The sequence below is a fragment of the Streptomyces bohaiensis genome (assembly GCF_012033785.1).
GTDB lineage: Bacteria > Actinomycetota > Actinomycetes > Streptomycetales > Streptomycetaceae > Streptomyces > Streptomyces bohaiensis.
The window spans coordinates 1-13,204 of sequence record NZ_JAAVJC010000131.1 but is presented as its reverse complement, the minus strand read 5'-3'; the positions used below and the strand labels follow the sequence as shown (position 1 = coordinate 13,204).

The 13,204-nt window shown below is 71.4% G+C and carries 6 protein-coding genes and 2 pseudogenes; 6 read left to right on the top strand and 2 right to left on the bottom strand.

Going from position 1 to position 13,204, the window contains the following annotated elements; translation table 11 throughout:
* Positions 1–28 precede the first annotated feature (28 nt).
* Positions 29–1,729 carry a maltose alpha-D-glucosyltransferase gene (treS, locus tag HCN52_RS15095; protein ID WP_168088967.1) on the bottom strand — a complete coding sequence of 567 codons (1,701 nt, stop codon included), beginning with the start codon at positions 1,727–1,729 and terminating at the stop codon, positions 29–31.
* A gap of 1 nt (position 1,730) precedes the next feature.
* Positions 1,731–3,756: pseudogene (locus tag HCN52_RS15090) on the bottom strand (alpha-1,4-glucan--maltose-1-phosphate maltosyltransferase); the annotation flags it as partial.
* A 567-nt stretch (positions 3,757–4,323) separates the two neighbouring features.
* On the opposite strand from HCN52_RS15090, the gene HCN52_RS15085 reads away from it, so the two are divergent.
* The 6 genes and pseudogenes from HCN52_RS15085 to glgP all read left to right on the top strand — a co-directional run.
* Positions 4,324–5,994: an ABC transporter substrate-binding protein gene (locus tag HCN52_RS15085; protein WP_168088965.1), complete on the top strand. Its 1,671-nt coding sequence runs from the start codon at positions 4,324–4,326 to the stop codon at positions 5,992–5,994.
* A gap of 91 nt (positions 5,995–6,085) precedes the next feature.
* Positions 6,086–7,090: an ABC transporter permease gene (locus HCN52_RS15080; RefSeq protein ID WP_168088964.1), complete on the top strand. Its 1,005-nt coding sequence runs from the start codon at positions 6,086–6,088 to the stop codon at positions 7,088–7,090.
* Positions 7,091–7,296: 206 nt separating this feature from the next.
* Complete coding sequence (locus tag HCN52_RS15075) at positions 7,297–8,247, top strand: ABC transporter permease (protein ID WP_168088968.1); 951 nt, start codon at positions 7,297–7,299, stop codon at positions 8,245–8,247.
* 5 nt (positions 8,248–8,252) lie between these two features.
* The gene (locus tag HCN52_RS15070) at positions 8,253–9,317 is read left to right on the top strand and encodes an ABC transporter ATP-binding protein (protein WP_168088963.1); all 1,065 of its coding nucleotides are present in this window, start codon (positions 8,253–8,255) and stop codon (positions 9,315–9,317) included.
* Positions 9,314–10,426, top strand: coding sequence for an ABC transporter ATP-binding protein (locus HCN52_RS15065; protein WP_168088962.1), 1,113 nt, complete (start codon positions 9,314–9,316; stop codon positions 10,424–10,426). Before HCN52_RS15070 ends, HCN52_RS15065 begins: the two co-directional genes overlap by 4 nt.
* Before the next feature lie 137 nt (positions 10,427–10,563).
* A pseudogene (gene glgP / locus HCN52_RS15060) lies at positions 10,564–13,140 on the top strand (alpha-glucan family phosphorylase); the annotation flags it as partial.
* Between the last annotated feature and the right edge of the window lie 64 nt (positions 13,141–13,204).

The following is a 13,204-nucleotide window of genomic DNA, read 5'->3' as shown; positions in this document are numbered from 1 at the left end:
GGTCTGCGGCCGGCAGCGGCCGGGGTCCTCAGTCGGTCTGGCGTCGCAGCCGGAACCAGTAGAAGCCGTGCCCCGCCAGGGTCAGCAGATAGGGCAGCTCCCCGATGGCGGGGAACCCGACGCCGCCGGTGAGTTCCACCGGGCGGCGCCCCTCCCACGCGCGCAGGTCGAGCTCGGTGGGCTGGGAGAAGCGCGAGAAGTTGTTCACGCACATCACCACGTCGTCCTCGTACTCCCGCATGAACGCGAGCACCGCGGGGTTGGAGGACTCCAGCTCCGTGAAGCTGCCCAGCCCGAAGGCCGGGTTCTGCTTCCGGATCGAGACCATGCGCTTGGTCCAGTGCAGCAGCGACGCGGGGGCGCTCATGGAGGCCTCCACGTTGGTCACCTGGTAGCCGTAGACCGGGTCCATGATCGTGGGCAGGGTCAGCCGCCCGGGATCGCTGGAGGAGAAGCCGGCGTTGCGGTCCGGGGTCCACTGCATCGGGGTGCGGACCGCGTCGCGGTCACCCAGCCAGATGTTGTCGCCCATCCCGATCTCGTCCCCGTAGTAGAGGATCGGCGAGCCCGGGAGCGACAGCAGCAGCGCGGTGAACAGCTCGATCTGGTTGCGGTCGTTGTCCAGCAGCGGGGCCAGCCGCCGGCGGATGCCGATGTTGGCGCGCATCCGCGGGTCCTTGGCGTACTCCGCGTACATGTAGTCGCGCTCCTCGTCGGTGACCATCTCCAGGGTCAGCTCGTCGTGGTTGCGCAGGAAGATGCCCCACTGGCATCCGGACGGGATCTGCGGGGTCTTGGCGAGGATCTCCGAGACCGGGTAGCGGGACTCCCGGCGGACCGCCATGAAGATGCGCGGCATGACCGGGAAGTGGAACGCCATGTGGCACTCGTCGCCGCCCTTGGAGTAGTCGCCGAAGTAGTCGACGACGTCCTCCGGCCACTGGTTGGCCTCGGCGAGCAGCACGGTGTCCGGGTAGTGCGCGTCGATCTCGGCGCGCACCCGCTTCAGCATCCCGTGGGAGGCCGGCAGGTTCTCGCAGTTGGTGCCCTCCTCGGCGTAGAGGTACGGCACGGCGTCCAGCCGGAAGCCGTCGATGCCGAGGTCCAGCCAGAAGCGGAGCGCGGAGAGGATCTCCTCCTGCACCATCTCGTTCTCGTAGTTGAGGTCCGGCTGGTGCGAGAAGAACCGGTGGAAGTAGTACTGCCGCCTGACCGGGTCGAACGTCCAGTTCGAGGTCTCGGTGTCGACGAAGATGATTCGCGCGTCGGCGTACTTCTTGTCGTCGTCGGCCCAGACGTAGTAGTCCCCGTAGGGCCCCTCCGGGTCCTTGCGCGACTCCTGGAACCACCGGTGCTGGTCGCTGGTGTGGTTCATGACGAAGTCGATGATGACCCGGATGCCGCGCTGGTGGGCGCTGTCCACGAACTCCACGAAGTCGGCGAGGTCGCCGAACTCCGGGAGCACCGCGGTGTAGTCCGAGACGTCGTAGCCGCCGTCCTTCAGCGGCGACTCGAAGAAGGGCGGGAGCCAGATGCAGTCGATTCCGAGCCACTGCAGGTAGTCGAGTTTGGCGGTGAGGCCCTTCAGGTCCCCGACCCCGTCCCCGTTGCTGTCCTTGAAGGACCGCACGAGGACCTCGTAGAAGACCGCGCGTTTGAACCAGTCGGGATCGCGGTCGCGGGCGGGCGTGTCCTCGAAGGTGTCGAGGACCGGCTCGTTGACGCTCATGGTTGGGTGACCCTCCGGTCTGAAGAGGACGGTCGCAGGGTCAGCACGTGGGCCGACGGGGCGAGCGCGTCCGCCCGCTCCGGACCGAGCCGCACGTAGTTGTCCCTGCCCCAGTCATAGGTCGTCCCGGTGAGCTCGTCCGTCACCGGGAAGGACTCGGAACCGCTCCGCTGCGCGGAGGGGAGGCCGAGTACCGATGTGTCCAACGACACCGTCGCCTCGTGGGTGTGGTGCGGGTCGAGGTTGACCACGACGAGGACGGTGTCCTCGCCGTCGGGTCCGACCGCGCGCCGGGAGTACGCCACGATGTGCTCGTTGTCGGTGTGGTGGAAGTGCAGTCCCCGCAGCCGTCGCAGCGCCAGGTGGGAGCGGCGCAGCGCGTTGAGCCGGGTGATGAGCGGGGTGATGGTGGTGCCCGCGGCCTCGGCGCCCGCCCAGTCGCGGGGGCGCAGTTCGTACTTCTCGGAGTCGAGGTACTCCTCGCTGCCCTCGTGGGCGGGCCGGGCCTCGCAGAGCTCGTAGCCGGCGTAGACGCCCCAGGTGGGGGAGAGGGTCGCCGCCAGCACGGCGCGCGTCTCGAAGGCCGTCCGGCCGCCGTGCTGGAGGTAGGCGTGCAGGATGTCCGGCGTGTTGACGAACAGGTTGGGCCGCATGTACGGGGCCGACTCGTGGCTCAGCTCGGTGAGGTACTCGGTCAGCTCGGCCTTGGTGGTGCGCCAGGTGAAGTAGGTGTAGGACTGCTGGAACCCGATCCTGGCCAGCGTCCGCATCATGGCGGGCCGGGTGAACGCCTCCGCCAGGAAGATCACGTCGGGGTCGGTGCGGTTGATCTCCCCGATGACCTTCTCCCAGAACACCACGGGCTTGGTGTGCGGGTTGTCGACGCGGAAGATCCGGACGCCGCGCGCCATCCAGAAGCGCAGGACCCGGAGCGTCTCGGTGACCAGGCCGCGGAAGTCCTCGTCGAACGCGATCGGGTAGATGTCCTGGTACTTCTTCGGGGGGTTCTCGGCGTAGGCGATGGAGCCGTCACCGCGCTTGCGGAACCACTCGGGGTGCTCCTTGACCCACGGGTGGTCGGGGCTGCACTGGAGCGCGAAGTCCATCGCCACCTCGATGCCGTGCTCGCCGGCGGTGCGGACGAACCGGCTGAAGTCGGCGAGGGTGCCCAGCTCCGGGTGGATCGCGTCGTGCCCGCCCTCGGGTCCGCCGATCGCCCACGGGCAGCCGACGTCGTCCGGCCCGGCGGTGAGCGCGTTGCCCGGACCCTTGCGGTGGGAGCGACCGATGGGGTGGACGGGCGGCAGGTAGACCACGTCGAACCCCATGGCGGCGATGGCCGGCAGGCGCTCCGCGGCGGTCTCCAGGGTGCCGGAGACGGGGACGCCGTCCTCGGTGAAGCGGGCGCCCTCGGAGCGGGGGAACATCTCGTACCAGGAGCCGACCAGCGCCCGTTCCCGCTCCACCACGAGCGGCAGCGGCCGGGAGGAGCTGACCAGTTCGCGCAGCGGGTACCGCGCCAGCACGGCGAGGACCTCGGGGGCGGTCGCGGCGGCGAGGCGCGCGGTGGGCGGCAGTTCGCGGTCGCGGAGGGCGCGTGCGGCGGCCTGCAGCAGCGGCCGCCCGGCGGCCTTGGGGACCTTGGACGAGGCCCGCTCCAGCAGCGCGGCGCCCTCCGCCAGCATCAGTTCCGGCTCGTCCCCGGCGGGGACCTTGACCGCCGCGTGGCGACGCCAGGTGGTGATCGGGTCCGACCACGCCTCCACCGCGTAGGTCCAGCGGCCCTCGGTCCCCGGGGTGACGTCCGCGCCCCAGCGGTCGGTACCCGGCGCGAGTTCGCGCATCGGGGTCCACACGCTGCCGCGGCCGCCCGGGTCGCGCAGCACCACGTTGGCGCCCAGCGCCTCGTGGCCTTCTCGGAAGACGGTGGCGGTGACCTGGAAGGTCTCTCCCGCGACCGCCTTCGCCGGGCGTCGGCCGCAGTCGACCAGCGGCGAGACGTCGAGGACAGGGATGCGACCGATCATCTGGGGATCACCTGGATAGGTAGAAAGTGCGGATAAATCTCCGGCTTTGCGGTGTCTTGTCCTTTCTATCGGTTCTGACGGCCGCTGGCGGGCAGTAGGCATGGCGGCTCCGGTGCGCGTTCACTCGGGTGGGTGTGGAACGGAGTGCGGTCAGGGCATGGTCCGGTCGTTCACGCAGGCACCCCCGCCACGCTGCCGGGACGCGCCCGGCGGTGGGTCGCGACCCGTTCCCGCGGTGCCGGGAGGGGCCCGACTCGCCCTACGGAACGGGGAGTTCGGTGCCGGCGCCGACCGGGCCGCGCAGTGGTGCGGCGGGGCCGGCGCGAGAAGAGGTGCTCTCAGGAAGCCTGCCCCGCGAAGGGGGGCGGACAATCCGTCGCCGTGTTGCGTACTCGTGGCCATTGCGTGTCGCGGTTGTGGCGGGCGCACGCGGCTCGGGAGCCCCGGGGGCACCACTGAGTCTCAGGTCGATATCGCCAGGTTGCCCGCCGTTCCCAACTATGTGGATGCGCAGTAATGTGCGGGCCACACAACGCCTGACAGCACCGAACCCCACTGAGGTGGACGATGCACATAGCACGATCGAAGGTGGCGGTGATCGCGGCAGCGGTCTCGCTCGGCCTCGTCGCGACCGCTTGCAGCAGCGACCGCGACTCCAACGGCTCCGACGGGGGCGGCTCCACCGAGCGGTTCATCTTCGGCGCGGCCGGGGACCCCGGGTCGCTCGACCCGTCGCTGGAGAGCGACGGCGAGACCTTCCGTGTCTCGCGCCAGGTGCTGGAGACACTCCTCGACCACGAGTCGGGGGGCACCGAGCTCATCGGCGGCCTCGCCGAGACGTGGGACAGCAACGACGAGGGCACCGAGTGGACGTTCAACCTCCGCGACGGGGTCACCTTCCACGACGGTGAGGAGCTGACGGCCCAGGTCGTCTGCGACAACTTCGACCGCTGGTACAACTGGACCGGTACCTACCAGTCGACCGCGCTCTCCTACTACTGGCAGGCCGAGTTCGGCGGCTTCGCCGAGAACGAGAGCGAGGACACCCCGCCGCCCAACTACGTGGGCTGCGAGGCGACCGAGGACCTCACCGCGGTGATCAACCTGGAGGAGCCCTCCTCGGTCTTCCCCGGCGCGTTCTCGCTCGCCGCGTTCTCCATCCACTCGCCGAAGTCCCTGGAGCGCTACGCCGAGGACGAGGCGTCCGGTGAGGGCGACAACATCAGCCGCCCCGACTACAGCCAGGACCCCGAGGCGATCGCCGGCACCGGTCCCTTCCAGCTGAGCAACTGGAACAAGGGCAACGGCGAGGTCACCGTCACCCGCTTCGACGACTACTGGGGCGAGACCGCCGGGTTCGAGGAGATCGTCTTCCGCACGATCTCCGACGAGGGCGCGCGCCGCCAGGCCCTGGAGGCCGGCGAGATCCACGGCTACGACCTGGTCGCCCCCTCCGATGTCGACGCACTGGAGTCGGCCGGCTTCGAGGTCCCGGTCCGCGGCGTCTTCAACATCTTCTACCTGGCGTTCACCCAGGAGCGGAACGAGGCGCTGCAGGACATCGACGTCCGCCGGGCCGTCGCCCACGCGCTGGACCGCCAGGGCCTGGTCGACACCCAGCTGCCGGAGGGCGGTGTCGTCGCCACCCAGTTCGTGCCGGACACCATCGCCGGCTACAGCGACGACGTGACCCTCTACGAGTACGACGAGGACGCCGCCCGGGAGCTGCTCGACGAGGCCGGCCACGCCGACCTGACCGTCGACTTCTGCTACCCGACCGAGGTCACCCGCCCGTACATGCCGGCCCCCGCCGACATGTTCGAGCTGATGAAGGCCGACCTGGAGGCCGTCGGGGTCACCGTCAACCCCCGCCCCATGAAGTGGACCCCGGACTACCTGGACACCACCCGTGACGGCGGCTGCGACCTGTACCTCCTGGGCTGGACCGGCGACTTCAACGACGCCTACAACTTCCTGGGCACCTGGTTCGACGGCTACAGCAAGGAGTGGGGCTTCCGGAACGACGAGATCTTCGAGGCGCTCGCCGCCTCCTCGGTCGAGCCGGACGTGGAGGCCCGCGAGGCCATGTACGAGGAGATCAACGAGCTGGTGATGGACTTCCTCCCGGGCGTCCCGATCTCCTCCTCGCCGCCCTCCATCGTCTTCGCCGACAGCGTCAACCCCCCGACCGTCTCCCCGCTCACGCAGGAGAAGTTCTCCGAGGGTTCGTTCAAGTAGTCGCAACGATGGCCCGCGTCCGCCCGGCCACGGCACCCCCGTGGCCGGGCGGACCTCTGACTGAGCACTGCAAGAAAGGGCGTCAACGAACGTGTTGCGTCTCATCGTCCGCAGACTGCTGCAGCTGGTACCCACCCTCCTCGGCCTGTCCGTCCTGCTGTTCCTGTGGCTGCGCATGCTGCCCGGCGGCCCCGCCTCCGCCCGTCTGGGCGAGCGGGCCACCGAGGCCGACCGCATAGCCATGGAAGCGGCCCTGGGCCTGGACAAGCCGCTGTGGGACCAGTACTTCATCTTTCTGCGAGACCTGCTGACCCTGGACATGGGCGTCTCCACCCGCACCGGACGCCCCGTCTGGGAGGAGTTCACCCAGCGCTTCCCCGCGACCGTGGAACTCGGCGTGACGGCGATCCTCATCGCCGTCGTCGTCGGTGTGCCGCTGGGCTATCTCGCCGCCCGCCACCGCGGCGGCTGGATGGACGTGGGGGCGGTCTCCGGCTCCCTCATCGGCATCTGCATCCCGGTGTTCTTCCTGGCGTTCATCCTCAAGGAGATCTTCGCCGTCGGCCTCGGCTGGTTCCCCACCGGGAGCCGCCTGACCACCGGCATCAACGCCACGGAGGTCACCGGCTTCCACACCTTGGACGGCATCCTCACCGGAGAGTTGGACGCCACGGGCGACGCCCTGTGGCACCTGGTGCTCCCCGGTATCGCGCTCGCCTCCATCCCGCTGGCGGTCATCACCCGCATGACCCGCGCCAGCGTCCTGGAGGTCCTCCAGGAGGACTACGTCCGCACCGCCGAGTCCAAGGGCCTGCACCAGCGGGTCGTGCGGCTGCGGCACGTCATGCGCAACGCGCTGCTCCCCGTCATCACCGCGATCGGCCTGCTCACCGGCAGCCTGCTCTCCGGGGCGGTCCTCACGGAGTCGATCTTCTCCTGGGGCGGCATCGGCTCGTTCATCCGCGACGCCATCGACGGCCGTGACTACCCGGTGCTGACCAACTTCATCCTGATCATCGCGCTGGTCTATGTGCTGATCAACCTGCTGGTCGATCTGGCCTACAGCCTCATCGATCCGAGAGTGCGGGTGCACTGATGAGTACCGAAAGCAACGAGCCCCGCGAGCCGGACGACGCCGCGGGCGACACCGGCGCCTCCCCCGAGGGCACCTCTCCCGGGAGCGCCGTCCCCGAGCCCGTCGGCACCGCGACCGCGCCCACCGCCGGCGCCACCACCGGCGGCCCGGAGGCCGCGGCCCCGGCCGGCCCCGAGCGGGCGGAGAGCCCGCTCGCCAAGGCCCGGATGAGCAAGGCCGACAAGATCGACCGGCTCGCCCAGCTGACCGCGCAGCGGACCACCGCCAGCGGTGACAGCCTCTGGGTCGCCGCCTTCCGCCGGCTGCGCTCCAGCAAGATGGCGATCATCGGCGCCGTGATCATCGCGGTCTTCGTGATCCTCGCGATCATCGGGCCGTGGATCGCCCCCTACAGCCCCACAGCGCAGACCTGGCGCGGCGAGGTCTTCTCCAACCGGGGCATCTTCGTGGGCCCGCGCGCCGAGAACTGGCTGGGCCTGGACAACCTCGGCCGCGACCAGCTCTCCCGGCTGCTGGTCGGCGCCCGGCAGACGCTGCTGGTCGGCGTGGTCGCCACCGTCATCGGCTTCGTCGTCGGTGCCCTCATCGGCGGCGTCTCCGGCGCGGCCCTCGCCCTCGGCGGCCGCACCGGGCAGCGCATCGACACCGTGATCATGCGCTTCATCGACATGATGCTGGCGCTGCCCTCGCTGCTGCTCGCCGTGAGTATCGCGGCCGTCATGGGCCAGAGCCTGACCACCGTCATGATCGCGGTCGGCGTGGTGCAGATCCCGATCTTCGCCCGGCTGCTGCGCGGCTCCATGCTGGCGCAGGCCAACGCCGACTACGTGCTGGCGGCCCGCTCGCTCGGCGTGCGGCGGCGGCGGATCGTCCTCGCCCACGTGCTGCCCAACTCGCTGGGGCCGGTCATCGTGCAGTGCACCCTGGTGCTGGCGACCGCCATCATCGAGGCCGCCGCGCTGTCCTTCCTCGGCCTGGGCAACCTCGACGCGGCACAACCCGAGTGGGGCGTCATGCTGGCGCAGGCGCAGCGCTTCTTCGACGCGGCGCCGATGCTCGCCGTCTGGCCCGCGCTCGGCATCATCATCACCGCCCTCGGCTTCACCCTGCTGGGCGAGGCCATGCGGGAAGCACTCGACCCGAAACTGCGGAGCTGATGGCCATGGCACTGCTCAACGTGGACGAACTGGCCGTCACCTTCACGGCACGCGGCCGGGACGACTTCCGCGCCGTCTCCGGCGTCTCCTTCACCGTCGACCAGGGCGAGGTCGTCGGCCTCGTCGGCGAGTCGGGGTGCGGCAAGTCCGTGACCTCGCTCGCCCTCATGGGCCTGCTGCCCGCCAAGGGCGTCCGCGTCGGCGGCCGGGCCGAGTACGACGGCACCGACCTGCTGACCCTCCCCAAGGCGAAGCTGCGCGACATGCGCGGCACCCAGCTGGCGATGATCTTCCAGGACCCGCTGTCCTCCCTGAACCCGGTCGTCCCGATCGGCGTCCAGGTCACGGAGATCCTCAGCCGCCACCGGGGACTGCGCGGGGAGAAGGCCCGCAAGGAGGCGGCCCACCTGCTCGACCGGGTCGGCATCCCCGACCCCGCGCGGCGGCTCAAGGAGTACCCGCACCAGCTCTCCGGCGGCATGCGGCAGCGCGCCCTGATCGCCATGGCGGTCGCCTGCGCGCCGCGCCTGCTCATCGCCGACGAGCCGACCACCGCGCTCGACGTCACCATCCAGGCGCAGATCCTGGAACTGCTGCGCGAGCTGGTCGACCAGGAGGGCACCGCCCTGCTGATGATCACCCACGACCTCGGCGTCGTCGCCGGGCTGTGCGACCGGGTGAACGTGCTCTACGCGGGCAAGGCGGTGGAGGCCGCGGAGCGGCGCGAGCTGTTCGCGGCGCCCATGCACCCCTACGCCCACGGCCTGCTGGGCTCCATCCCGCGCCTGGACTCCCCGCGCGGCCAGCCCCTCAACCCCATCCGGGGCTCGATCAACGACCAGATCCCCTGGTCGGAGGGGTGCGCCTTCGCGCCGCGCTGCGACCACTACGTCATGGAGTGCCTGACCGGCACGCCGCAGCTCACCGAGCCGGCGACCGCCGGCCACCGGGTGCGGTGCGTCAACCCGGTCCTGGACCAGTCCGACCTGGCCGGGCCGGTGCTGGAGGCACCCGTGATGGACACCACCGGGTCGGAAGCGACCGCCCGGCACCCCGGAGGTGCGGCATGAGCCTGCTCGAACTGAACGACATCAAGGTGCACTTCCCGGTGCGCCGCGGCATCCTCTTCGACCGGGTCGTCGGCCACGTCCAGGCCGTCGACGGCATCTCGCTCTCCGTCGAGGCCGGCCAGACCTACGGGCTGGTGGGTGAGTCCGGCTGCGGGAAGACCACCCTGGGCCGCGCCATCCTGCGGCTGGTCGACATCACCGGCGGGGAGGTCGTCTTCGACGGGACCGACCTGGCGCAGCTCCCCGAGGAGGAGATGCGCCGGTCCCGCCGCCGGCTGCAGATGGTCTTCCAGGACCCGCTCGGCAGCCTCAACCCGCGCCAGAACATCGAGTCCATCCTGGCCGAGGGCATGGCCGCCCACGGCATCGGCGGGAGCCGCGAGGAGCGGCGGGAACGCATCCTGGCGGTGCTGGACCGGGTCGGGCTGCCCGACTCGGCGCTGGCGCGCTACCCGCACGAGTTCTCCGGCGGCCAGCGGCAGCGCATCGGCATCGCCCGCGCGCTGGTGCTGGAGCCCGACGTCATCATCTGCGACGAACCGGTCTCCGCACTGGACGTCTCCATCCAGGCCCAGGTCATCAACCTGCTGGAGGAGCTCCAGGAGCAGCTCGGGCTGACCTACGTGGTCATCGCCCACGACCTGGCCGTGGTCCGGCACATCTCCGACGTCATCGGCGTGATGTACCTGGGGTCGCTGGTGGAGGAGGCGAACAGCGACGACCTGTACGCCAACCCGCAGCACCCCTACACCAAGGCGCTGATGTCGGCGGTCCCCGTGCCGGACCCGGTGGTCGAGGACACCCGCGAGCGCATCCTGCTCACCGGCGACCTCCCCTCGCCCGCGAACCCGCCGACCGGCTGCCGGTTCCACACCCGCTGCCCGTGGCGGCAGCCCACCCGCTGCGACACCGAGCGGCCGGTCCTCACCGACACCGGCAGCGGCCACCGGGTGGCCTGTCACTTCGTGAACGAGATCGCCTCCGGCGAGCTCGCGCCGACCTCCGCGCTCGCCCCCGAACTGCTGGGGCCCGGCAGCGAGGAGGGGACACCGGCCGCGGCCGCGGCCCCCGACGGCGAGGAGCCCGGGAAGGGCGCCACCGGCGCCTGACCCCGAGACGGCAGTGGAGCTGCGCCCCGTGCACCTCAGGTGCGCGGGGCGCAACCGCTGTGGTCCGGTCGAGCCCTGGTGGGTGAAAACCCCCCGATTACCTCGCCCCCGCCACACGCCCCCGCTACCTTCGAACAGTGAAGGCCATCCGTCGCTTCTCGGTCCGTCCCGTCTATCCCGAATCCCTGCGACCCCTTCAGGAACTGGCGCTGAACCTCCGCTGGTCCTGGCATCCGGAAACCCGCGAACTGCTCCGTTCGGTCGACCCCGAGGGGTGGGCCGCCGCCGGCGGCGACCCGGTGCGCATGCTGAGCACCGTCTCCGCGGACCGGCTCACCGCACTGGAGGCCGACCGCGGCTTCCGCCGCCGCCTCGCGCTGGCCGTCGGCGACCTGCGCGACTACCTCGGCGACCCCCGGTGGTACCAGCGGAGCGTCCCCGACGCCCCGGCCGCCATCGCCTATCTGTCACCCGAGTTCGGCATCACCGCCGCGCTGCCGCAGTACTCCGGCGGCCTCGGCATCCTCGCCGGCGACCACCTCAAGGCCGCCAGCGACCTCGGCGTCCCGCTGGTCGGCGTCGGCCTGCTCTACCGGCACGGCTACTTCCGGCAGTCGCTCTCCCGCGAGGGCTGGCAGCAGGAGCAGTACCCCGTCCTGGACCCCCACGAGCTGCCGCTCACCCTCCTCGCCGAGAACGACGGCACGCCCGTCCGCGTCCAGCTCGCGCTGCCCGGCGGCCGGACGCTCGCCGCGCAGGTGTGGCAGCTCCACGTCGGGCGCGTGCCGCTGCTGCTGCTCGACTCCGTCCTCGGCGAGAACGCGCCCGCCGAACGCGACGTCACCGACCGCCTCTACGGCGGCGGCAGTGAGCACCGGCTCCTCCAGGAGATGCTGCTGGGCATCGGCGGCCTGCGGGCGCTGCGCGCCTACTGCCGCATCACCGGCCACCCGGCGCCCGAGGTCTTCCACATGAACGAGGGCCACGCCGGTCTCGCCGCCCTCGAACGCATCCGGGAACTCACCGAGGACGGCGCCGGGTTCGACGCGGCGCTGCGGGCGGTGCGGGCGGGCACCGTCTTCACCACCCACACCCCGGTCCCCGCCGGGATCGACCGGTTCCCCGAGGAACTCGTCGCCCGCCACTTCGGGCCGGGCGCGGAACTGCCCGGGCTGGACCCGGCACCGCTGCTGGGGCTGGGGCGGGAGCCGCAGGCTGCCCGTCCCGGCGAGCAGCCGCAGTTCAACATGGCGGTGCTCGGGCTGCGCACGGCGCAGCGCGCCAACGGCGTCTCCGCGCTCCACGGCCACGTCAGCCGCGACATGTTCGCCGGCCTCTGGCCGGGCTTCGACGCGGCGGAGGTCCCCATCACCTCCGTCACCAACGGGGTCCACGCCCCCACCTGGACCGCCGACGCCATGCGGGCCGCCCGCGCCGGCAAGCCGCTGGGCGACGCCGCGCTGTGGGAGCTGCGGCGCACCATGCGCACCGGGCTGGTCCACGAGATCCGCCGCCGGCTGCGGGAGTCGTGGCGGCAGCGCGGCGCCGGCAACGCCGAACTCGGCTGGATCGACGACGTCTTCGACCCCAACGCCCTCACCATCGGGTTCGCCCGGCGCGTCCCCTCCTACAAGCGCCTGACGCTGATGCTGAAGGACCCCGTGCGGCTGCGCCGGCTACTGCTGGACCCCTCACGCCCGGTGCAGATCGTCGTCGCCGGCAAGGCGCACCCCGCCGACGACGGCGGCAAGCGGCTCATCCAGGAGCTCGTCCGCTTCGCCGACGAGCAGCAGCTGCGCCACCGCATCGTCTTCCTGCCCGACTACGGGATGGCGATGGCCTCGCACCTGTACGCCGGGTGCGACGTCTGGCTCAACAACCCGCTGCGTCCGCTGGAGGCCTGCGGCACCTCGGGGATGAAGGCGGCGCTGAACGGCGGCCTCAACCTGTCGGTGCGCGACGGCTGGTGGGACGAGTGGTACGACCCCGACTTCGGCTGGGAGATCCCCACCGCCGACGGGGCGACCGGCCTGGACGAGCAGCGCCGCGACGAACTGGAGGCGGCGGCGCTGTACGCGCTGCTGGAGGACCAGGTCGTCCCGCGCTTCTACCAGCGCGACTCCCACACCGGACTGCCCGGCCGATGGCTGGAGATGGTGCGGGCCACTCTCGACCGGCTCGGGCCGCGGGTGCAGGCCGACCGCATGGTCCAGGAGTACGTCGGCGCCCTCTACGCGCCGGCGGCCGCGGCCCACCGGGAGCTGGCAGGTCCCGCGGCCGAGGAGCTGGCTGCGTACTGCGCCCGGGTGCGCGACGCCTGGCCGGACGTGGTGGTCGGCCATGTCGCGGCGGGGGAGGACCCCGCCGAGCACCCGGGGGAGGGGGCGACCCTCGGCCGCACCGTCCCGGTGCGGGCGGCCGTCGCCCTCGGCGGGCTCCGCCCCGCGGACGTCGAGGTCCAGGCGGTCACCGGCCGGGTGGACGCCGACGACCGGCTCACCGACCCGGTGACCGTGCCGCTGAAACCGGTCGGCGGGCAGGACCTGGCGGGCCGGTGGACCTTCGCCGGGGAGCTCTCCTTCGATCGCGCCGGACCCTTCGGCTACACGGTGCGGGTGCTGCCGCACCACCCTCGACTGGCGTCCCCGGCCGAACTGGGGCTGCAGAGCCTGCCCGACGACGAGGCCGCCACCACCGGCCAGGGCCTGCTGCTGTACCTGGACCTCGGGCTGGGCGTGGCGACGATGGCCTCGTTCGTCCCGGTCTACCTGATGGTGC

What these genes read in the sequence shown, in the direction of transcription:
- HCN52_RS15070 (WP_168088963.1), top strand. Translation starts at nt 8,253, where the DNA reads ATGGCACTGCTCAACGTGGACGAACTGGCCGTCACCTTCACGGCACGC.
- HCN52_RS15065 (WP_168088962.1), top strand. Translation starts at nt 9,314, where the DNA reads ATGAGCCTGCTCGAACTGAACGACATCAAGGTGCACTTCCCGGTGCGC.
- treS (WP_168088967.1), bottom strand. Translation starts at nt 1,729, where the DNA reads ATGAGCGTCAACGAGCCGGTCCTCGACACCTTCGAGGACACGCCCGCC.
- HCN52_RS15085 (WP_168088965.1), top strand. Translation starts at nt 4,324, where the DNA reads ATGCACATAGCACGATCGAAGGTGGCGGTGATCGCGGCAGCGGTCTCG.
- HCN52_RS15075 (WP_168088968.1), top strand. Translation starts at nt 7,297, where the DNA reads ATGAGCAAGGCCGACAAGATCGACCGGCTCGCCCAGCTGACCGCGCAG.